General features: G+C 67.4%; 18 protein-coding genes. 9 read left to right on the plus strand and 9 right to left on the minus strand.

The genetic code is table 11. From position 1 onward, the window contains the following. Window positions 1–50: 50 nt before the first annotated feature. On the plus strand, window positions 51–428 hold the full coding sequence (locus ACSYDW_RS07825) for an META domain-containing protein (protein ID WP_438338163.1): 378 nt from the start codon (window positions 51–53) through the stop codon (window positions 426–428). 31 nt (window positions 429–459) lie between these two features. Here the strand turns inward: ACSYDW_RS07825 and ACSYDW_RS07830 are convergent, their stop codons facing one another. The 9 genes from ACSYDW_RS07830 to ACSYDW_RS07870 form a co-directional block, all read right to left on the minus strand. Then, the gene (locus tag ACSYDW_RS07830; protein ID WP_438338164.1) at window positions 460–738 is read right to left on the minus strand and encodes a GlsB/YeaQ/YmgE family stress response membrane protein; all 279 of its coding nucleotides are present in this window, start codon (window positions 736–738) and stop codon (window positions 460–462) included. Between the two features lie 149 nt (window positions 739–887). Then, window positions 888–1,559, minus strand: coding sequence for a phosphoribosyltransferase (locus ACSYDW_RS07835; RefSeq protein WP_438338165.1), 672 nt, complete (start codon window positions 1,557–1,559; stop codon window positions 888–890). 164 nt (window positions 1,560–1,723) lie between these two features. After that, window positions 1,724–2,833 (minus strand): 3,4-dihydroxyphenylacetate 2,3-dioxygenase, encoded by a 1,110-nt coding sequence (gene hpaD, locus ACSYDW_RS07840; protein WP_438338166.1) that lies wholly within the window; start codon window positions 2,831–2,833, stop codon window positions 1,724–1,726. Window positions 2,834–2,873: 40 nt separating this feature from the next. Next, on the minus strand, window positions 2,874–4,379 hold the full coding sequence (gene hpaE, locus ACSYDW_RS07845) for a 5-carboxymethyl-2-hydroxymuconate semialdehyde dehydrogenase (protein ID WP_438338167.1): 1,506 nt from the start codon (window positions 4,377–4,379) through the stop codon (window positions 2,874–2,876). 79 nt (window positions 4,380–4,458) lie between these two features. Next, window positions 4,459–5,118: a GntR family transcriptional regulator gene (locus ACSYDW_RS07850; RefSeq protein ID WP_438338168.1), complete on the minus strand. Its 660-nt coding sequence runs from the start codon at window positions 5,116–5,118 to the stop codon at window positions 4,459–4,461. A gap of 7 nt (window positions 5,119–5,125) precedes the next feature. Further along, entirely contained in the window at window positions 5,126–6,631 is a 1,506-nt protein-coding gene (locus tag ACSYDW_RS07855; RefSeq protein WP_438338169.1) for a fumarylacetoacetate hydrolase family protein, read from the minus strand. A 221-nt stretch (window positions 6,632–6,852) separates the two neighbouring features. Further along, window positions 6,853–8,481 (minus strand): hypothetical protein, encoded by a 1,629-nt coding sequence (locus tag ACSYDW_RS07860; RefSeq protein WP_438338170.1) that lies wholly within the window; start codon window positions 8,479–8,481, stop codon window positions 6,853–6,855. A 767-nt stretch (window positions 8,482–9,248) separates the two neighbouring features. Then, entirely contained in the window at window positions 9,249–10,061 is an 813-nt protein-coding gene (locus tag ACSYDW_RS07865) for an alpha/beta fold hydrolase (protein WP_438338171.1), read from the minus strand. Between the two features lie 354 nt (window positions 10,062–10,415). After that, window positions 10,416–11,327 carry a helix-turn-helix transcriptional regulator gene (locus tag ACSYDW_RS07870; protein ID WP_438338172.1) on the minus strand — a complete coding sequence of 304 codons (912 nt, stop codon included), beginning with the start codon at window positions 11,325–11,327 and terminating at the stop codon, window positions 10,416–10,418. Between the two features lie 195 nt (window positions 11,328–11,522). Here ACSYDW_RS07870 and ACSYDW_RS07875 point away from each other — a divergent pair, with 195 nt between their 5' ends. From ACSYDW_RS07875 to ACSYDW_RS07910, 8 genes are all read left to right on the plus strand, one after another. Next, window positions 11,523–12,380, plus strand: a complete 858-nt coding sequence (locus ACSYDW_RS07875; RefSeq protein WP_438338173.1) for an aldo/keto reductase — start codon at window positions 11,523–11,525, stop codon at window positions 12,378–12,380. 254 nt (window positions 12,381–12,634) lie between these two features. Then, on the plus strand, window positions 12,635–13,399 hold the full coding sequence (locus ACSYDW_RS07880) for an NUDIX hydrolase (protein ID WP_438338174.1): 765 nt from the start codon (window positions 12,635–12,637) through the stop codon (window positions 13,397–13,399). Next, entirely contained in the window at window positions 13,396–14,664 is a 1,269-nt protein-coding gene (nadA, locus tag ACSYDW_RS07885) for a quinolinate synthase NadA (RefSeq protein WP_438338175.1), read from the plus strand. The genes ACSYDW_RS07880 and nadA overlap by 4 nt, the downstream gene beginning before the upstream one ends. Continuing rightward, window positions 14,661–16,310, plus strand: coding sequence for an L-aspartate oxidase (nadB, locus tag ACSYDW_RS07890; protein WP_438338176.1), 1,650 nt, complete (start codon window positions 14,661–14,663; stop codon window positions 16,308–16,310). Before nadA ends, nadB begins: the two co-directional genes overlap by 4 nt. A 2-nt stretch (window positions 16,311–16,312) precedes the next feature. After that, window positions 16,313–17,203, plus strand: coding sequence for a carboxylating nicotinate-nucleotide diphosphorylase (gene nadC, locus ACSYDW_RS07895; RefSeq protein WP_438338177.1), 891 nt, complete (start codon window positions 16,313–16,315; stop codon window positions 17,201–17,203). Beyond that, complete coding sequence (locus tag ACSYDW_RS07900) at window positions 17,200–18,345, plus strand: cysteine desulfurase family protein (protein WP_438338178.1); 1,146 nt, start codon at window positions 17,200–17,202, stop codon at window positions 18,343–18,345. Before nadC ends, ACSYDW_RS07900 begins: the two co-directional genes overlap by 4 nt. A gap of 33 nt (window positions 18,346–18,378) precedes the next feature. Then, the gene (locus ACSYDW_RS07905; protein ID WP_438338179.1) at window positions 18,379–18,918 is read left to right on the plus strand and encodes an ATP-dependent endonuclease; all 540 of its coding nucleotides are present in this window, start codon (window positions 18,379–18,381) and stop codon (window positions 18,916–18,918) included. Continuing rightward, window positions 18,915–20,264: a M20/M25/M40 family metallo-hydrolase gene (locus ACSYDW_RS07910; RefSeq protein WP_438338180.1), complete on the plus strand. Its 1,350-nt coding sequence runs from the start codon at window positions 18,915–18,917 to the stop codon at window positions 20,262–20,264. Before ACSYDW_RS07905 ends, ACSYDW_RS07910 begins: the two co-directional genes overlap by 4 nt. Window positions 20,265–20,490 lie beyond the last annotated feature (226 nt).

The following is a 20,490-nucleotide window of genomic DNA, read 5'->3' on the forward strand; positions in this document are numbered from 1 at the left end:
GCATGCGGGGGAGGGGATGCGGGTCCGTCGGGCGGCTGTAGCATGGGGGCATGAAGCGAATCGCGGCCCTGGCACTGGCATTGTCTGCGGGCCTGGGCCTTGCCGGATGCGCGGCGAGCCCGGGGCAGGAAGGCGCCCCGGTGGTGGGCCAGTGGGGCGGGGTGCCCGACGGCTCTCCGGTCCTCGTGTTCTCCCAGGAGGGCACGTTCACCGGGAACGACGGGTGCAACACGTTGGGCGGATCCTGGACGCGGGACGGCGACGGCATCGTCCTGGAGGGCATGACCATGACCCTGATGGCCTGCGAGGGCCTCGACACGTGGCTGTCAAGTGCCTCGAGCGCCACGGTCGAGGGCATGAACCTGAGGGTTTTCGACGCGCAGCGGGCCGAGATCGGCGTGCTGGCCCACGAGGGTGCCGCGCACTGATCCCGGCCCGCACCGTGCGGCGGGGCGGCCTCTAGTGTGCCGCCCGGTGGCCCGTGCCTCGGCCCTTGAGAAGGCCGTATGCTCCGGCAACCACGACGCCGCCGAGGATGGCCAGCAACCAGGTGCGGATGTCGAAGAACCCGCCCAGCCCGGTGCTGAAGATCAGCGACCCGAGCCAACCGCCCACCACGGCGCCGACGACGCCCAGCACGAGCGAGGTGACCCACCCGCCGTTGACCCTGCCAGGCATGAACTGCTTGACCAGGACGCCAACGATGAGCCCAAGAATGATCCAGCTGATGAACCCCACGATCCGCTCCTTTGAACGAGGCCCGGCCGTCCGGGTGACGGTGGGGCCGCTGTGCCGGCGGGTGCCGACGCACACAACGTACGCCGGTTCCGGTGGCGAAGCACAGGGTCGATAGGCCCTGTACAGGGGGCGCGGGCGGCGGTGCGCAGCTAGGCACCGTCGCGGTATTCGGCCAGGATCCGCAGCACCTCCGTTTCGGGGACCTGCGAGAAGTCCCCGTAGCTGGCGCCCACCGAGGAAAAGCCCGGCGGGGAGCTGTGGCAGACCACCGCATCCGCGCGCAGCGAGAGCTCCTGCAGCACCCGGGAGGGGGCGACGGGAACGGCCACGATGATGCGCGCCGGGCCGCACCGGGAGAGTACGCGCAGCGCCGCCGCCATGGTCGCGCCGGTGGCCAGCCCGTCGTCGCACAGCACCACGGTCCGCCCCGCACATTCCGGCTCGAAGGCGCCGAACACACGGGCCAGTTTCCGCAGGGCCGCGGCGGCACGGCGTTCCACGGCCTCGAGCTCCGCGGGGGAGTAGTTGCGCAGGGCATGTTCGTGGATGGCCGGAACGTGGTGCACCACCCGGTGGCTCCGGTAGCGGGCCACGGCGCCGAAGGCCACCTCGGGTTCGTCGGGCAGGCCCAGCTTCCGCACCGCCACGGCACCCAGCGGGGCGCCGAGCCGCGCGGCAACGCGTGCCGCCACCGGGACCCCGCCGCGCAGCAGGCCAAGCACCACGGTCCCGGGCCACGGGCCCTGGGCGGCCAGCAGTTCGCCGAGCAGCTCACCCGCCGCCCGGCGGTCGGCGAACCGCTGCTGTCCAACGCTGTCCATGGAATCCAGTCTCCCCGTCCGGCGCCGCCTGTGCCATGCCTTGCGTACGAGCCGTGTGTACCCCCCCACCGGGGAAACCCCTGCCCTTAAACGGCCGCGGCCGGTTCCCGACCCGTCGCGCATGGTGCGCGATGGGCGGAAACCGGCCGCGGGGTCGGGTGTGCCTAGAGCTGGTTGCCCAGCTTGAAGCCCTTCGAGGCCTGGCCGTGGTACGAGCCGTCCTCGTCCCCGGCGCGGGTGTAGGAGAAGCCGTCGGCGCCGATGGTGACTTCCAGCTCCGAGTCGTCGGTGCGCTCGATGATTTCCTGCACGTTGCCATCCAGGTCCAGCACCTTGGATGCCTCGGTGTACCAGGACGGAACCACCGGGTTGCCCCACCAGTCGCGGCGCTGGTTGTCGTGCACGTTCCAGGTGATGGTCGGGTTGTCCGGGTCGCCGGTGTAGTAGTCCTGGGTGTAGATCTCGATGCGGTGGTTGTCCGGGTCCAGGATGTACAGGTAGAACGCGTTGGACACGCCGTGGCGGCCCGGGCCGCGCTCGATCCGGTCGGAGATGCGCAGGGCGCCCATCTTGTCGCAGATCTGGATGATGTTGTGCTTCTCGTGGGTGGAGAAGGCCACGTGGTGCAGGCGCGGGCCGTTGCCGCCGGTCAGCGCGGTGTCGTGCACGGTGCCCTTGCGGTGCATCCACGCGGCGTAGGTGGTGCCCTCGTCGTCCTGGATGTCCTCGGTGACGCGGAAGCCCAGGTCCTCGAGGTACTTGCGCCCGCGCGGCACGTCCGGGGTGACCTGGTTGAAGTGGTCAAGGCGGACCAGCTCGCCGGCCGAGTACAGGTCGTAGCGCATGTGCAGGCGCTCGACGTGGGTGGTCTCGAAGAAGAACTCGTAGGGGAAGCCCAGCGGGTCCTCCACGCGCAGGGCATCGCCGATGCCGCGCACGAAGCCTTCCTTGCGGCGCTCGGTGCGGCAGCCAAGTTCCTTGTAGTAGGCCTCGGCCTTGTCGACCTCTTCGGTCGAACGCACGCGGAAGGCCATGGCCTTCAGCGCGGCGACAGGGCCCTTGGTGAGGACCAGGTTGTGGTGGATGAACTCCTCGAAGGAGCGCAGGTAGATCTGTTCGTCGTCCTCGTAGGACACATGCAGTCCCAGCACGTCGACGTAGAACTTGCGCGACGCGGCGAGGTCGGTGACAACCAGTTCGGCGTAGGCGCAGCGCAGGATGTCCGGGGCCGGTACCGACGGCTTGGGGATGGTGTTTGCTTCGTTGGTGCTCATGGTTCGCTCCTTTGCGGGAAAATCTTGGTGGGGGGGAAGGCTAGGCGCCGAACTTCGGGGTGTGGACCTCGCCGAGGGTGATGTGCACGGCCTGCTGGTCGGTGTAGAAGTCGATCGAGCGGTAGCCGCCCTCGTGGCCCAGGCCCGAGGCCTTCACGCCGCCGAAGGGCGAACGCAGGTCGCGCACGTTGTGGCTGTTGAGCCAGACCATGCCGGCTTCGACGTCCTGCGCGAAGTTGTGGGCACGCTTCAGGTCGTTGGTCCACACGTAGGCGGCCAGGCCGTACTTGGTGTTGTTGGCCAGCGCGAGCGCCTCGGCGTCGGTGTCGAACGGGGTGATCGCGACGACGGGGCCGAAGATCTCCTCCTGGAAGATGCGGGCGTCCGGCGCCACGTCGACGAACACCGTCGGTGCGACGTAGGAGCCGTTTTCCTGGCCCTCGGGCAGGTTCTCCGGGCGTCCGCCGCCGGCCACGACGCGGCCCTCGGTCTTGCCGATCTCCACGTAGCCCATGACCTTGTTGTAGTGCTCCGGGTGGACCAGCGCGCCGACCTGGGTGGCCGGGTCGTGCGGGTCGCCGACCTTGATGTTCTTGGCGCGTGCGGCGTAGGCCTCGATGAACTTCTCGTAGATCGGGCGCTCGACAAGGATGCGGGAGCCGGCGGTGCAGCGCTCGCCGTTCAGCGAGAACACGCCGAAGAGGGTGGAGTCGATCGCGGCGTCGAAGTCGGCGTCGGCGAACACGATGGCCGGGGACTTGCCGCCGAGCTCCATGCTCATGCCCTTGAGGTTCTCCGCGCAGTTGCGGTAGATCAGCTGGCCGGTGGAGGACTCGCCGGTGAAGGAGATCAGCGGGACCCTGGGGTGCTTGACCAGCGCGTCGCCGGCCTCCTCGCCGATGCCGTTGACAAGGTTGAAGACGCCGGCCGGCAGGCCCGCCTCCTCGAAGATGGTGGCCCACAGGGAGGCCGACAGCGGGGTGAACTCGGCCGGCTTGAGCACCACGGTGCAGCCGGAGGCGATGGACGGGGCCAGCTTCCAGGACTCCAGCATGAACGGGGTGTTCCACGGGGTGATCAGGCCGGCGACGCCGATCGGCTTGCGGTTCACGTAGTTCAGCTGGGAACCGGGGACCTTCAGCGCGGTGTCGTGCTGGGCGACGATCAAATCGGCAAAGAAGCGGAAGTTCTCCGCGGCGCGCTGCGCCTGGCCGCGCGCCTGGGTGATCGGCAGGCCGGTGTCGAAGGTTTCCATCTCCGCGAGGCGGTCTTCCTGGGCGACGACGGCGTCGGCGATCTTGTACAGGACCTTGGCGCGGGCGCGCGGGCTCATGGTGGGCCACGGGCCGTTCTTGAAGGCCTCGGTGGCGGCATCGACGGCGGCGTCGATGTCGGCCTTCTGGCCTGCGGCGGCGGTGGCGTAGGTCTTGTTGGTCACCGGGTCCAGGACCTCGAAGGTTTCCCCGCCGATGGAGTCGACGAACTTGCCGCCGATGTAGTGCTGCAAGTGCGAGGGCAGGTTCTCCGGTACGAAGTGCTTGCTCATGTGGTGTCTCCTTTGGTGTGACAAGTTTTTGGAAGTAAGCCGTGCAAGGTGTTGGGCGTTCGGTGCAGGGTGTTTCCCGCTAGAGCGGCGAGGCCGGCAGGTTTGCCGCGGCCAGGTAGGCGTTGAGCGTGTTGGTGCGGTGCGCGCGGGCCGCCTGCTCGATCTCGCCGGCCGGGGCCTGCGCCTCGATCAGGTCCAACAGCTGCCCGTGCTCCCGCACCGATTCCCGGGCGCGGCCCGGGATGTGGGTGAAGGACGAGGAGCGCATGAGCGCCAGCCGGTTCCAGCCGCGGTGCACCAGGTCCAGGATGTGCGGGTTGGGGCAGTTGCGGTAGAGCACCTGGTGGAACTCGTTGTTCAGCTCGGTGAAGCGCGGCGGGTCGAAGTCGGTGAGCAGGTCGGTCATCGCCTGGTTGATGGCCCGCGCCGCCGCCAGCTGATCCGCATCCACGAAGGGCGCGCTCAGTGCCGTGGCGGCGCCCTCGATGATCGCCAGGGTCTGCATGGTGTGCAGGTAGAGCGTGTTGTCGGCGGCCGCGACGGTGGCCCCGACGTTGCGTTCGAAGCTCACCATCCCCTCGGCCTCCAGACGGCGGATGGCCTCGCGCACCGGGACCACCGAGCAACCGAGCTCGGCCGCGATGGTTCCGAGCACCAGCCGGTAGCCGGGGGTGAAGGTGCCCTCGACGATCCGCTCGTGCAGCAGCCGGTAGGCCGCCTCTGATTTGCTCGCGTTCATGACCGGCCTAGAACTCCGGTTCGCCGTCGGCGACCCACTGGTTGTACTTGGCCTTCCAGCCGGCGTTCATCGGGAACAGGCCCTTGATCTCGGCGCCGAGTGCGACGTTCTTGAACACGAAGGTGTCCTGGCGTTCGGACTCGACGACCTCGTCGGCGATCTCCGCGGCCAGGTGCGGCGGGATGACCAGGATGCCGTCGGCATCGGCGACAACGATGTCGCCGGGCTGGATGGTGGCGCCGCCGCAGCCGATGGTCACGTCGGTGTCCCACGGCACGTGCTTGCGTCCGAGCACGGCCGGGTGGGCACCGTTGTGGAAGGTCGGGATGTCCAGGGCGGCCACGGCGTCGAGGTCGCGCACGCCGCCGTCGGTGATGATGGCCTCCGCGCCTGCCACCTGGGTGCGCATCGCCAGGATGTCGCCCAGGGTGCCGGAGCCCTTTTCGCCGCGGGCCTCCATGAGCAGGATTTCGCCCGGGCCCACGGAGTCGATGACGCGCTTCTGGGCGTTGTAGCCGCCGCCGTGGGACTTGAAGAGGTCCTCGCGGTTCGGTACGTAGCGCAGCGTGCGGGCCGTGCCGATGACCTTTCTCATGCCCTTGGTGGCCTGCAGGCCGTCGACCGAGACGTTGTTCAGCCCGCGCTTGCGCAGGGCGCCGGAGATGGTGGCGGTGGCGACCGAGAGCAGCTTGGCTTTCACATCGTCGGTCAGTGCCTGCTTGCCGGTGATCGGCAGCTCGATGCCTGCGGCGGCGGCGGTGCCGAAGGCGTCGATGCGGTCCGCGTCGGCGATCTTGGGCTGGTTGCCGAAGGCGGCGAAGGCGTCGGTGCCCTCCACGACGGTGGTGGCCAGGCGCCCGGTGGACAGGCCCGCTGCCTCGTCGTCGACCTGGATTTCGACGGTATCGCCCGGGACGATCACGGAGGAACCGGCCGGGGTGCCGGTGAGGATCACGTCGCCGGCCTTCAACGTCATCTGCTGCGAGAGGTCCGCGACGATCTGTGCGAAGGGGAAGATGAGTTCGGCGGTGGTGGCGTCCTGGGCAAGCTCGCCGTTGACCCAGGTGCGGATGCGCAGGGCGTCGGGGTTCACCGCGGCTGCCGGCAGCAGGACCGGGCCCATCGGGGTGTAGCCGTCGCCGGACTTGGAGCGGATGTTCGATCCCTTGTCGGCGTACTTCATGTCGTACACGCCCAGGTCGTTGGAGGCGGTGACCGAGCCGACGTGGCTCCAGGCGTCCTCCACGGCCACGCGGCGGGCGTCGGTTCCGATGACCAGGGCGATCTCGCCCTCGAAGGCCAGCAGCTCGGTGCCCGCGGGGCGCTCGACGGTCCCGCCGGAAGCTGCGAGGGAGGAGGAGGCCTTCATGAAGTAGGACGGGAAGGCCGGGGTGCGGCCGCGCTGGGCGGCACGCGAGGAGTAGGAGAGATGGACCGCAAGCACCTTGCCGGCTGCATCGAATACGGACTGGTCGACCTGGACCAGATCGGTGGCTGTGGCGTCGCTGCTCACGTTTCCTCCTGTGATGTATGAAATCGTATACGATCGAGTGTGGCCTCAATCTCACTAGCTGTCAAGTGTTCGCGACATTTGCCTAAGTCTGAAGTCGTTCCCGGGCTCAAAGACTGGATCAACTCCGGAAGACAAATAGCAAGGCCCCGGAAAACTCGTGGATATTGAGCGTTCCGGGGCCCTGCTAAGATTCCGTGACCGATCTCTTCGGCCTTGGCGGGTTAGGGATTCAGCTGTTTATCTGCCCCAGTGAGTTCTTCATCTGGCTGCAGGAGTGGGTCACTCCGTTGTTCTTGCTCGGGCAGGTTCATCGCGGTCGCAAAGAGGTAAGCCAAACGCTGCGCATCGGCCAGCGCCTGACCATCTGTGGCCCAGGAATCGAAGGTAAAGCTAAGGTTCTCGTCCTTAGTGATGATATCCAGTGCCGGTCCCTTCTTAGGTCGTTCCATAAAGCGTGCGTAACGGACATCTGCCAATGGAATGATCCGATCAACCACACCCTCTTTCAATAGCTCGCCCTGGCCGGCGACGAAGAAGGAATCCTTGGTGAGTCCGAGGTAGGCGTTGTTGCTGATGAGCTTTTCTTCGTTGACATCTGCCAGGGCAAGCACAGGGTTGGAATTGGGCAGAGTCCACTCGAGAATCTCAGCCAACTTTTGGGGTATTTCGGCCTTGAAAACAGTCACCTCTGGATCGACCTCGGTGGGCTGTGGCCGCACCGTGTTGCGGAGCTTAGCCACGATATCTGCCAGGGCTGCGGACATAGCCAGCGCATCGTCAATACTTCGACGCTTGGAGGTAAACGGGAGACTTCTGGCCGCAGGAAGCACAGCGAGCAGACGCACCTGTCTTTCCACCGTAGACAACAGGCCTGTCACCTCATTCATGGCATTGGCGTGTTCGTTCTTGGTTTCCTCAACCAGTGAGGCAAGCAGTGGCTCGTTTTCAACAGCGTTAGCATCGTCGTGGCTGATCAGGCTGCAGCGCAGGACCTGGGTGCGGTACCAAGCGAATTCCGCCATTAGCATTCCGTGGGTGTCCGCGATGATCTGGTCAAAGTTCTTCTGGATGTAGCCGCGACGTGTCTTGAGATCGGCCTCGAGTGACTTAATGTGGTCCTTGACCAAATTTGTGAAAAGGTGACGCTGCTTGCGAAGGTCTGCATCACGGCTGGCAAGCGGAGCGAAGATGTGGTCGTTGACGGTTCCGGTGACTCTTGCTTCTTCCAAGGCGCGTAGTGAAGTCTCATGCAGACCCAGTAAGGTTGCCCACTGGTCTTGGTGAAGGGCACGAAGAACATCCCGGGTGAGTTCGATGTTCTCGTCGACACGGCGGGAAATGGAAGCGAGCTGCATTTGCAATGCCAGTAGGGCTACGGAGGGTCCCAGCATCATGGGCAATGACGCGGCCTGGCCGGCAGCGACAGGCAAGAATCGCGCGCTTGCAACGATGGTTCCTTGGGCGTTGACGATGGTACCGAGACTTTGCCCTCCGGTTTGCATCAACGTGTTTCCGGCTTGGTTTAGTATCGCCAAGGACTCAGGGGCAAGTTGCACGAGTCCTTGGGCGCTGAGTGCTGATGCATTGCCGACTTGGGAGAGAGTTGCGAGGTTTCCCAAGACTGCGGTGGAGGCAAACTTGTCCGATAACTCCTTACCGGCCCGGGTGCCTAGGACATCGAACCCAATCAGGTCCAGGTCCTTAGGAGCATGGTCCGCGAAAAGCACGGCGAATCCGTCTTCGATTCCTAACAGAGCCATTTCGTTGTTTTGGCTGGCGACGATTTCCGCGGAATCTTTGACATTGGCAATTTCGCCATGATCAGGGGACTGGACTTCTGTTACAGACATGAAGTGAACTTTCCGGTCCCAACTTCCGTTGCAGAGATGATGCGGACGGCGTGGAATCCTTTTAGGCAGATACGATGTGGAAAAGGTCAGCACCACCGCAGACCGTACGCGATTGATCATATCCTTCACACTCGTTTCGGAACTGTTCGAGGCTGCCACCGCGTGTCATCGAATGCTTATGTGCATCGCCTTCGACGATCCATCTTGGCAATGTGGTGATGACCCGATTCTTCGTTCGGGATTGCGGCAAGCAACGTGCTCAAAGCAGATGTAGGACATCTGTTGACCGCAGGATTCAAAATCAACCGGACTCGCGGCTGGGTGCGGGAATCGAGCGGAATATATTTCCACCCAATGAGTGATTTCTTGGGGAAACTGTCTTGCTCAACGGGCCTGATCAAAAGGCCTAAGTGGTTGGGGAAACGTTTCAAAGTTCTTCGAGTTTTTCGCGTCACGATTCCGTGGAGCCAGAGTCATCTTGGGTGAAGGGCGCGGGAAGCAGGATAAACCCGCGACCGAGGTGAAGAATTTTCCATGTGGATCCTGCGGGGATCGATAAAGAAAACGACTGCAGAGAAGTGGTGCTGCCGCGGGGTACTAAAAGTAACGGGGGCAGTCTGGCGCTGGGGGAGCTCGAAGCCCAGCCTGTGGTTTTGCAGTACAGCCACCAGATGATCTGGGGAAGGCAACGGTCAGGACATTTGGGCCGGCCTTTGTCACGAATGTCGAGGGCGGTCGCGTGCCGGCATGTGCCGTGCGGGGAGCGTTCAGGCGTTGAGGAACTCCACGGCCGCGTTCTTGAACTCCCGGCTCGTCACGGCGTTGGCGTGGTCGCGGGCCTGCAGCCAGAGAACGGACTTTGCCGTCTGGCGGGTGCCGAGAAGCTCCGTGAGCCGCGGCATGGTGGTGGCCAACGAATCGCCGTCACCGGCAACCAGCAGCGTGGGCATCGTCGGGATCATCTGCTCGGGGGCGAAGGGCTCGGTCTTGATCGCCTGGATCATGCTCATGAGCGAGAACATGTCGTTGGACGGGACGGTCTGGGCCATGCGGAGCAGGTCCGCGGTGGCCTCGTCGGCGATCGATGTCCCGTCGGCCAGGAACTTCTGGGCCGCCGTCAGGTCGAATGCGGCAAGCGGGTCGATGCTGGCCGGGCCGCCGAGTACCAGCCGGTTCACCAGCTGCGGCTGGGTTCCGCCGAATTCCCAGGCCAGGCGGGCGCCGAGCGAATAGCCGACCAGGTCCACGCCGGAGAGGGGGTCGCCGTCCTTGAGCATCAAGGCGCCGTTGTCCAGCAGCAGCTGCAGCAGGTCCGCGCGCATCCGGCTCGGGGTGTAGGCGTCCAGGTCCTCGGGGGCGGGCGAGGTGCCGTGCCCGGGAAGGTCGACGGTCATGACCCTGCGACCGGCCTCGGTCAGGGAACGGATCCAGCCGGATTTCACCCAGTTCAACTCGCTGGAGGACGCGAACCCGTGAAGCAGTACCACTGGGCGGAGACCGGTGGTGTTTTCCGGTTCGTAGGTGGTCAGGCTCAATGCGTTGGCAGTGCCCTCGACGAGGTGCTCATGTGTGGATCCCATGGGCAAATCCTTTCAGATCGGACATGGATTTGCGAGTTCCGTAGGCCACATAGGTGCCGCGAGGCAACCGGGTGCTGGTCGAGGGAAAGCCCATGCTGAACAGGGTCAAAGGGGGTTTCCATGTTGCTTCCTGGGACTGAACTGCCCATGCCTTGCACTTCATGTCATCGCAGGTGTTCCTCGGAACGGCCGGGATTCGGCACGTGTTGCAGTGCCACGTGCTACATCCTTCCATCCGGGCGCTCCATAGGTATTCCAGGGGTTTTGGCTTAACTCCTGAACCTTAGGCGCTCCTGGGACGGGAATCGCTGCGACAGGTGGTACCGAACCAGGAACGCCGGTTGACTCCAACTGTCAGGTTCTTGAATCGGGTGGTGTGACAAGGTCGGCATGAAGGTGTGCTGGCGCAGGTCCACTCGCCCGTTGCTGGGTGGCACTCCAGTTGGCGAGGAAGTCGAGCTGTTCCCGAGCGTGGCTTCCCGGTTCGACGGTATAGGCAATCATCGTGAGGCCATCGGCAGGGATGTCCAGTGATTCCCCTGTGAGTTCGATGTCGCCCACGAGTGGATTGCGGAGGGTCTTGCGGGATGTTCGGTGGAAGCGGACGTTGTGTCGTGCCCAGCGTTGGGAAAATTCCGTGCTCCCGGTGGCGAGGTCTCCAATGAGGCTGCTTATTGCCTTGTCGTTTGGGCTGCGTCCGGCTTCGCTGCGGAGCGCTGCGGCCAAGTCGTCCGCCAGCTTGTTCCACTCGAGGAAGAAGTCCCGGGCGCGAGGGTCGAGGAACATCAACCTGGCGAGATTAAGTGGCAGCGTCTCAGCGCTGAGGATGCCGGAGTAGAGGGCGAAGCAGACGTTGTTGGCGGCCAGGATGTCCATGCGTGAGTTGCGGACATAGGCGGGCGTGTCGGTCATGCCATCCAGAATCCTTTGGATGCTCGGGCGCACTTCTGCCCGGAACCGGCGCGTTCCGCTTCGATGCGATGGTGCGGCGGCCTTTGCCAGGTCAAAGAGGTGGGCCCGCTCGGCTTCGTCGAGATGAAGGGCGCCAGCGAGGGATTCAAGGACGCCGCCAGAAACGCCACGCAGGTTTCCTCGTTCGAGCCGGGCATAGTATTCGGTGCTGACCCCGGCCAACATGGCCACTTCCTCGCGTTTGAGGCCGGGGACCCTTCGGGTTCCGCTGTAAGTGGGTAGCCCTGCTTGGGTGGGGGTGATGCGGGATCGGCGGCTCGTGAGGAACTCGCGGACGTCTTGGCTGTTGTCCATGGCCTCCACATTACGGCGGCCGTGGCCGCGCTAACAGGTACTGCCAGTACACCGCACAGCAGGTTCTTCCTCGTTTGGTCCGGACACGGTTTTCTTGTATCAACACCAGTCCCGGCTGCGGCAAGACCGCCACATTTGTCTCCGTGCTTGATTCCCAGGACTGCGAAACCACACCCACCTTCAAAGGAGCATCCCATGCAAAACGTGACACTCAACAACGGTGTCCAGATGCCGATCCTCGGTTTCGGCGTCTTCCAGATTCCCGACGGGGAAACCCAGGAAGCCGTGGAAACCGCGCTCGCGACCGGGTACCGTCACCTGGACACCGCTGCCTCCTACGGCAACGAGGAAGCAGTGGGGGCGGCGATCAGGGCCAGTGGCATTGCCCGCGAAGACCTCTTCGTCACCACCAAGCTCTGGATCCAGCACGCACCTTCCGGAAACGTCGAGGAGGACACCAGACGTTCGTTCGACAACTCCTTGGCAAGGCTCGGACTGGACTACCTGGACCTTTACCTGATCCACCAGCCACTCGGGGACTATTACAGCGAATGGCGGGCCATGCAGAAACTGAACAAAGAGGGCGTGGCACGGGCCATCGGTGTGTCCAACTTCCACCCCGACCGGCTCGTGGATCTCATCGACCACAACGAGATCGTGCCGGCAGTCAACCAGATAGAAACCCATCCCTTCTTCCAACGAGTCGCCGACCAGGAGTTGATGGCCGAACGCGGCGTCCAAATCGAGTCGTGGGGGCCGTTTGCCGAAGGCAAGAACGACCTGTTCACCAATCCGCTCCTCGGTGCCATCGGTGAAGCATGCGGCAAGTCCGTCGCCCAGGTCGTGCTCCGGTGGCTTACCCAGCGCGGAGTCGTTGTGATCCCCAAATCGGTGAAGCCGCAGCGCATGTCCCAGAACCTGGACATCTTCGACTTCTCGCTCACCGATGAACAGATGGGCCAGATTGCCTCCCTCGACGCCGGCGCCAGCCTCTTCTTCGACCACCGCGACCCCGCCATGGTCAGCTGGCTGGGCGGACGCCGGTACAACTAAGACAGTCCTCCGTCCGTTGGAGGTGAGCGGCTTGCTCGCCCCCAACGGACGGCTCCCATACAGGCGCCCCATGTCGGAGGGGCCATCGAGGGCCACGCCCTGTGCACCGGCTCGCCGCCCTTTGCCCTACTGCCGCGAACCCGCGCGCGGACTTTCGTTTCCCGTGATTCCCTGCATCGGCGGTAGTGACCGGGAACCTTCGTTACGCGGCTTGTGCGTCCGCGTCCGCAGTCGTATCCTTAGTTTTGGTCAACATGACATTAACTAAGATGGTGAGTTCGATTCCCTTCGCAAACGTGGCGGAACGCCGCGAACAACCGCCGACGCTGGCAGTCTCGACTGTCATTTTCGCGCTGCGCGACGACGAGCGCACCGGGCGCAAGAGCCTCTGGCTCCCGCTGGTGCGCCGCACCCGCGACCCCTTCCGCGGCCAGTGGGCATTGCCCGGCGGCCCGCTCGGTGCCCGCGACTCGCTGCTCGACGCCGCCGCCGCGAACCTGCTCGACACCACAGGGCTCGTCCCGCGCTACCTCGAACAGCTCTACGCCTTCGGCGACCTGGACCGTTCGCCCACACGCCGTGTGGTCTCCATCGTCTACTGGGCGCTGGTGCGCGAGGACGACGCCCCGAACACCGACACCGCCGCGACCTCGGTGCTGCTCGATGACCCCAACGTCGCCTGGTTCCGCGCCGACGACGAGGCGGTGCTGTCGGACGTGGCCTTCGACCACCGGCGGATCATCGAGTACGCACTCTGGCGCCTGCGCAACAAGGTCGAGTACGGATCCGTTGCCCACCGGTTGCTGGGCGAGCGCTTCACCCTCGCCCAGGTGCGCGAGGTCTACGAGGCGGTGCTGAACAAGTCGCTGGACCCGGCAAACTTCCGCCGCCAGCTGCGCTCGGCAACCGACCTCGAGGAAACCGACGAGTTCCTCTCCGGCGGCAAACACCGCCCCCCACGCCTCTATCGCTACACCGGCTCCACTTCCCACCCACTTGAGAGCGAGAACATCTCATGAGCAGCATCAACTCCACCATCCAGCGCCTCACGCTGATCTCCCCGGAATCCACCTGCAACACGGACCTGGCCAAGGGGCCCTGGGCCTTCGACAAGGGCGCCCCGTCCTACGGCCCCGGCGCCTCGGAAGCCGACGCCACCCCGGCCTCGACCCCGAAGCAGGGCGACATCCCGGCCGAGTACCGCGAGGCCTCCGACGAGGAGCTGACGGCACGCATCCTCGCCGCCAAGGACTCGCTCGGTTCGCGCCTGGTGATCCTGGGCCACTTCTACCAGCGCGACGAGGTCGTGAAGTTCGCGGACTTCGTGGGGGACTCCTTCCAGCTGGCCAACGCGGCGCTGACCCGCGAGGAAGCCGAGTACATCGTCTTCTGCGGCGTGCACTTCATGGCGGAGACCGCCGACATCCTCTCCACCGACGAGCAGAAGGTCATCCTGCCCAACCTCGCCGCCGGCTGCTCGATGGCCGACATGGCCGACGAGTCTTCCGTGGAGGAATGCTGGGAACAGCTCATGGAGCTCTACGGCACCGAAAAGACCCCGGAGGGCCTGGCCCCGGTCATCCCGGTGACCTACATGAACTGCTCCGCCGCGCTGAAGGCATTCGTCGGAAAGCACGGCGGCATCGTCTGCACCTCCTCCAACGCCGCAACGGTGCTGGAGTGGGCGTTCGAGCGCGGCCAGCGCGTGCTCTTCTTCCCCGACCAGCACCTGGGCCGCAACACCGCCAAGGCCATGGGCGTTCCGCTGGAGCAGATGCCCATGTGGAACCCGCGCAAGCCGCTGGGCGGGAACGACGCGCAGACCCTGCTCGATTCCCGGGTCATCCTGTGGCACGGCTTCTGCTCGGTGCACCGTCGCTTCAACACCGCCCAGATCGACAAGGCGCGCGCCGACTTCCCGGGCGTGCAGGTGATCGTGCACCCCGAGTGCCCCATGGAGGTCGTTGACGCGGCCGACGCTGCAGGCTCCACCGACTACATCCGCAAGGCCGTTGCCGCGGCCCCGGCCGGCTCCACCTTCGCGATCGGCACCGAGGTGAACATGGTCAACCGGCTGGCCGCCGAGTACCCGCAGCACACCATCTTCTGCCTGGACCCGGTGATCTGCCCGTGCTCGACCATGTACCGCATCCACCCGGGCTACCTGGCCTGGGTGCTCGAGGCGCTGGTGCGCGGCGAGGTGCCCAACCGGATCGTCGTGGAACCGGGCGTCGCGGCCGATGCCCGCGTGGCCCTCGACCGGATGCTGGCGGCGCGGCCATGACAGCCACCGGCCTGCTGGTCGTCGGCTCCGGCGTCGCCGGGCTCTACGCGGCGCTGACCGCCGCGGCCCGCGGGCTTCAGGTCACGCTGCTGACCAAAGACAACCTGGAGAACTCGAACTCCTGGTACGCCCAGGGCGGGCTGAGTGCCGTGGGGCCGGAAGGCATCGCCCGCGGGGACTCCGTGGCCAGCCACATCGCGGACACGCTTGTGGCAGGTGCCAGGCTTAACGACGCCGACGCCGTGGCCGCCATGTGCGACGCCGCCTGGGAACACGTCGAACGGCTCACCGAGGCCGGCGCCGCCTTCGATTCGGCACCGGGCGGCGGGTACGCCCTGGGCTTGGAGGCCGCGCATGCGCACCCGCGCATCCTGCACGCCGGCGGCGACGCCACGGGCAAGGCACTGGCCGGAGCGCTGATCGACGCCTGCCTCAGGCAGGAGGCCGCCGGCACCCTGCGCATCCGCGAACGCAGCTTCGCCACCGAGCTGCTGGCCCGCGACGCCGCGGACCCCCGGCGCATCACCGGCGTCCGCGTGCTCGATGCCGACGGCACTACCGGCGAGCTGACCGCCGATGCGGTGCTGCTGGCCACCGGGGGACTGGGCAACCTTTTCGCCGCAACCACCAACCCGCACGGGGCCACCGGCGATGGTGCCGCGCTGGCCTACCGCGCCGGCGCCCTGCTGGTGGACGGCGAGTTCGTCCAGTTCCACCCCACGCTGGTGCGCCCCGAAGGGTATGCGGGACGCGGCTTCATGGTCTCCGAGGCAGTGCGCGGCGAGGGTGCCGTGCTCGTGGACCACACCGGGCACCGCTTCATGCCCGCCATCCACCCCGACGCCGAGCTGGCTCCCCGCGACGTGGTGGCCCGCGCCATCCACGCGGTCAACGCGTCCGGCGGCCAGGCCTACCTGGATGCCACGGGGGTGGAGGCCGCGCGCGGCCCCGGCTTCCTGGCCCGGCGCTTCCCGTCCATCACCGCGGCGCTGGCGAAGCTCGGGCACGACCTGGCCGCGGCTCCGGTGCCCGTCACCGAGGCGGCCCACTACTGGATGGGCGGGGTGTTCACCGACCGGCTCGGGCGCACCACGCTGCCCGGGCTCTACGCCGCGGGGGAGACGGCCTGCACCGGCGTGCACGGCGCCAACCGCCTGGCCTCCAACTCCCTGCTGGAGGCGCTGGTCTTCGCCTGGTCCGCCGTCGCAAACCTGCCCTCGGTCCGCACGGATGCCGGCGGCCACACCGCCGCAGACACCCCGGCGATCACCGTCCGCGCCCTGGTGGCCCCGGCAGACGGCACCACCCCGGTCGGCCTTCCGGCGCTGCAGGCCCTGGCCAGCCGCCACCTCGGCGTCGAACGCACCGCCGAAGGCGTGGAAGCCGCCCTGCTGCAGCTTTCCCGCTGGCACGTCGAAGGCACCGACCGGGCGGCCCGCGAGCTGGGGAACCTGCTCACGCTGGCCCGCGTCGTGGCCACCGCGGCGCTCGCCCGGGACAACTCGATCGGCGCGCACTACCGGAGCGATGCCCCGTGGCCTCCGGAACCGGCCAACGGGACCCTGCCGCGCCTCGGCTTCCAGACGGCTCCTGCCGTTGTCCACCACGCCACCTCGAACCTCCTCACCTCGAACATCGGATCCTGACCTTGCAGAACACCACCACCGTCCTCCCGCTGCCGGTCCCGTCCCGCGCGATCAACCAGATAGTCTCCGCGGCGCTCGCCGAGGACAACCCGCGCGGCGACCTCACCGGCAACGTGCTCATCCCCGCCGATGCCCGCGCCACCGCCGCGGTGATCGCCCGCGAACCGGGCACCTGCGCCGGCCTGGACACCTTCACCGCCGCCATGAAACTGACCGACCCGGCCCTGGAACTCGCCCCGGCGCTGGCCGACGGCGACGACTTCGCCGCCGGCGACACCCTCATCACGGTTTCCGGGCCCGCCCGGTCCCTGCTGGCCGGCGAACGCGTGGGCCTGAACCTGCTCCAGCGCCTCTCCGGCATCGCCACGGCCACCCGCGCCTACGTCGCGGCGGCGGCGGGAACCGGGGCCCGCATCGTGGACACCCGCAAGACCACCCCGGGCCTGCGCATCCTGGAACGCTACGCGGTGCGCTGCGGCGGCGGGCACAACCACCGCGACAACCTTTCCGACGCCGTCATGGCCAAGGACAACCACCTGGCCCTGCTCGGCACCGGCGCGGCGCTCACCGCCGCCCTGCGCAACGCCCGCGCACAGCTCGGCCACACCGTGCACTTCGAGGTGGAGATCGACTCCCTGGACCAGCTCGACGCGGTGCTCGCCGCCGGGGTGGACACCATCATGCTCGACAACTTCTCCCTGGCCGACCTCGCCGAGGGCGTGCGCCGCATCAACGGCGCGGCACTTGTCGAGGCATCGGGTAACGTCAAGCTGGACACCGTCGCAGCGATCGCGGCCACCGGTGTCGACGTCATCTCCTCCGGCGCGCTCACCCACTCGGTGCGCGCGCTGGACCTCGGACTAGATAGCAGGATTGAAGCGCAGCAACCATGATCTACCTCGACGCCGCAGCCACCACCCCCGTCCGCCAGGAGGTGCTCGATGTCATCATCCCGCTGCTGACCAGCGACTACGGAAACCCCTCAAGCGTGCACTCGATGGGCCGCACCGCCGCCCGCGCCCTGGACTACGCCCGCGAGACCGCCGCGGCGACGCTCGGGGTGCGCACCGGGGACGTGGTCTTCACCTCGGGCGGCACCGAGTCCAACAACCTGGCCATCAAGGGCCTGGCGCTGGCAAACCCGCGCGGCCGGCACCTGGTGCGCTCGGCGATCGAGCACGCCTCGGTCATCGAGTCCTGCGCCTACCTGGTGCGGCACCACGGGTTCACGCTCGATGTGGCGCCGGTGGATGCCGACGGCATCGTAGACCCGGCGGCCCTCGCCGCACTGCTGCGCCCGGACACCACGCTGGTCTCCGTCATGGCGGTGAACAACGAGGTCGGCACGATCCAGCCGATCGCGGACCTCGCTGCGGCCGCGCACCGCGTCGGCGCCCTGATGCACACCGACGCCGTGCAGGCCGCCGGCTGGCTCGACGTCGCCGAACTCGCCGGCCACGTCGACGCGCTGGGTATCTCCGGGCACAAGCTCGGCGGCCTCAAGGGCGCCGGGCTGCTCATGGTGCGCGGCAGGCTGGCCCTGGAGCCGCTGGTCCACGGCGGCGGGCAGGAGCGCGAACGCCGTTCCGGCACCGAGAACGTCGCCGGCGCCGTCTCCACCGCCACGGCGCTTCGCCTGGCCGCCGAGGCAAACGCGGTCGGCGCGGCAAACGGCCACGGCGACTTCATCGTGCGCACGGTGCTGGGCGGCCTGAACACCGAGGGCCGCACCCGCGCCACGCTCACCGGCCACGCCACGCACCGCGTGCCGGGCATCGTCTCCTTCACCTTCCCGGAAACCGGGGGTGAGACGGTGCTGCTGGAGCTCGAGCGCCGCGGGGTCATCGCCTCCTCCGGGTCGGCCTGCGCCGCCGGGTCCACCGACGCCTCCCACGTGCTGCTGGCGCTGGGCCGTGACGAGCAGGAGGCCCACACCGCCGTGCGGCTGAGTTTCACCCGCTCGGTGAAGGAATCGGAGATCGCCACCGCCGCCCGCGCTGTGGTGGCGGCGGTCAAGGCCATCGCCGGCCCTTGAGGTCGCGGGCCGGCACGTGGTATCCCTTGCTGCATGGGCATGGGCATGGACACGGTGCTGGTTGAGGGGCCAAGCGACGCGATAGCCGTGCAGGTGCTGGCCGAGAGGCTGGGCCTGCCGGCGCCGCGGGTGCTTGCCGTGGGCGGGTCCAAGGGGGTGCGCCGGGCCGCCGCCGCACTGGGCGGGCAGCGGCTCGTGGGGCTTGTCGACGCCGCCGAACGCCGCGACTTCGAGTCCGTGCTGGACACCGTCTTCGTCTGCGACCCGGACCTCGAGGCCGAGTTCGTCCGCGCCCTGGGGGTGGAGGGCGTCGAGGAGGTCATGGCGCAGCAGGGCGAGCTGGAATCCTTCCGCCGGCTGCAGGCCCAACCCTTCCTGCGCGGAAAACCGGTCGAGCACCAGCTGGCACGGTTCTTCGGCGGGCGCAGCGGCAACAAGGCGCGCTACGCGCGGTTCCTCGCGCAGGCCGTCGACCTGGACCGCATCCCGCCTCCCCTGGGCGACCTGCTGGCCGCCCTCGCCGCGCCGGTGCACGCCGGGGAACCGGTGCCCGGCATAGACTTCGAACCATGACCCCGACCCCACACGCCCCCGAGGACGCCTCGCTGCGCGTTGCCGCCAAGCTGGCGGAGCTCATCCGCTGCCGCACCGTCTCGCGGCCGGACCGCACCCAGGAGGACCGGGAGGAGTTCACCCGGCACGTGCGGGCGATGCAGGACCTCTTCCCGGCGATAGCCGGCGCCGTCGAGCAACACACCGTGGGCATCACCGGGCAGCTCTGGCACTGGCGCGGCAGCGCATCCACCCGTCCCGTCGTGCTCATGGCCCACCAGGACGTGGTCCCCGTGGAAGGGGAGGAACACTGGGTGCACCCGCCCTTCGCCGGGGCCATCGCCGACGGCCGCGTCCACGGCCGCGGCGCCCTGGACGACAAGGGCGACCTCGCCTGCATCCTGGAGGCCGCCGACTCCCTGGCCGCCACCGGCTTCGTCCCCGGCCAGGACGTGTACTTCTTCTTCGGCGACTGCGAGGAGACCGCGGGCGCCACGGCCACCGAGGCGGTGGACTTCCTGCGCGGGCGGGAGGTGGCCCCCTGGCTGGTGCTCGACGAGGGCGGAGCCGTCGCCCACCAGGCGTTCCCCGGCGTGCGTGCCCCGGTGGGGGTCATCGGCGTGGGCGAGAAGGGCCTCATGGACCTGCGCCTGGAGGCCGAGGACTCCGGCGGCCACGCCTCCGCCCCGCCCGCGTTCGGCGCCGTGCAGCGCATCGCCCGCGCCATCACCCGCCTGCAGCGCAAGCCGTTCCCCGCCGGGGTGCACCCCGTCACGCAGGAGATGTTCGGGCGCCTGGGCGCCACCGCCCCGGTGCCGGTGCGCGCGGCGCTGAAACTCGTCGCCCGCCCGGGCCGGGTGGCCGGGTGGCTGCTGGCGCGCGCGGGCGCCGAACCCGCGGCAATGGCACGCACCACCGTCGCCGCCACGGAGCTGAAGGGCAGCGACGGGTCGAACGTGCTGGCCCGCCACGCCTCGGTCACGCTGAACATCCGCATCGCCGTCACCGAATCGGTGGCCTCGGTGACGGCCGGGATCCGCCGGCGCATCGCGGACCCGCGGATCGGCCACACCGTCCTTTCCGCGAGCGAGCCCTCGCCGATCTCGCCCGTGGACTGCGACCAGTTCGCGCTCCTGGAGACCTGCCTGCGCCACTCCCACCCGGAGGCGCTGCCCGTTCCCTACCTCATGATGGCCGCCACCGACGCCCGCTTCTTCGCCGCGGTCAGCGCGCACGTCTACCGCTTCGCCCCGCTGTCCATGGACAAGGCCCAGCGCGGCTCCATCCACGGAACCGACGAATCCGTCGCCGTCGCGGAGCTGGGCAAGGGCGTGGCCTTCTATAGGCACCTGCTCACCGCGCTCTGAGCGCGCTCCTGCGGATGGGTGGATCGGGCCGGGGCTCCGTGGCATCATGAAGAACCCGCCGTGCACCCGATGACCGAGGAGAGAGCATGTTCCCCAGCGAACCGGACGGCACGCTGCCGCCGCGCCACGAACCCGTGCCCGAGCCGGTGCCGGGACCGTCGCCCGGACCCGATCCGGTCTACCCGACGTCCCCGCCCACCGATCCGGACCCGGTGTACCCGACAAC

This window comes from Paeniglutamicibacter selenitireducens, assembly GCF_051550675.1.
GTDB lineage: Bacteria > Actinomycetota > Actinomycetes > Actinomycetales > Micrococcaceae > Paeniglutamicibacter.

What these genes read in the sequence shown, in the direction of transcription:
- ACSYDW_RS07825 (WP_438338163.1), top strand. Translation starts at nt 51, where the DNA reads ATGAAGCGAATCGCGGCCCTGGCACTGGCATTGTCTGCGGGCCTGGGC.
- ACSYDW_RS07835 (WP_438338165.1), bottom strand. Translation starts at nt 1,559, where the DNA reads ATGGACAGCGTTGGACAGCAGCGGTTCGCCGACCGCCGGGCGGCGGGT.
- hpaD (WP_438338166.1), bottom strand. Translation starts at nt 2,833, where the DNA reads ATGAGCACCAACGAAGCAAACACCATCCCCAAGCCGTCGGTACCGGCC.
- hpaE (WP_438338167.1), bottom strand. Translation starts at nt 4,379, where the DNA reads ATGAGCAAGCACTTCGTACCGGAGAACCTGCCCTCGCACTTGCAGCAC.
- ACSYDW_RS07850 (WP_438338168.1), bottom strand. Translation starts at nt 5,118, where the DNA reads ATGAACGCGAGCAAATCAGAGGCGGCCTACCGGCTGCTGCACGAGCGG.
- ACSYDW_RS07860 (WP_438338170.1), bottom strand. Translation starts at nt 8,481, where the DNA reads ATGTCTGTAACAGAAGTCCAGTCCCCTGATCATGGCGAAATTGCCAAT.
- ACSYDW_RS07865 (WP_438338171.1), bottom strand. Translation starts at nt 10,061, where the DNA reads ATGGGATCCACACATGAGCACCTCGTCGAGGGCACTGCCAACGCATTG.
- ACSYDW_RS07870 (WP_438338172.1), bottom strand. Translation starts at nt 11,327, where the DNA reads ATGGACAACAGCCAAGACGTCCGCGAGTTCCTCACGAGCCGCCGATCC.
- ACSYDW_RS07875 (WP_438338173.1), top strand. Translation starts at nt 11,523, where the DNA reads ATGCAAAACGTGACACTCAACAACGGTGTCCAGATGCCGATCCTCGGT.
- ACSYDW_RS07880 (WP_438338174.1), top strand. Translation starts at nt 12,635, where the DNA reads ATGACATTAACTAAGATGGTGAGTTCGATTCCCTTCGCAAACGTGGCG.
- nadA (WP_438338175.1), top strand. Translation starts at nt 13,396, where the DNA reads ATGAGCAGCATCAACTCCACCATCCAGCGCCTCACGCTGATCTCCCCG.
- nadB (WP_438338176.1), top strand. Translation starts at nt 14,661, where the DNA reads ATGACAGCCACCGGCCTGCTGGTCGTCGGCTCCGGCGTCGCCGGGCTC.
- ACSYDW_RS07900 (WP_438338178.1), top strand. Translation starts at nt 17,200, where the DNA reads ATGATCTACCTCGACGCCGCAGCCACCACCCCCGTCCGCCAGGAGGTG.
- ACSYDW_RS07905 (WP_438338179.1), top strand. Translation starts at nt 18,379, where the DNA reads ATGGGCATGGGCATGGACACGGTGCTGGTTGAGGGGCCAAGCGACGCG.
- ACSYDW_RS07910 (WP_438338180.1), top strand. Translation starts at nt 18,915, where the DNA reads ATGACCCCGACCCCACACGCCCCCGAGGACGCCTCGCTGCGCGTTGCC.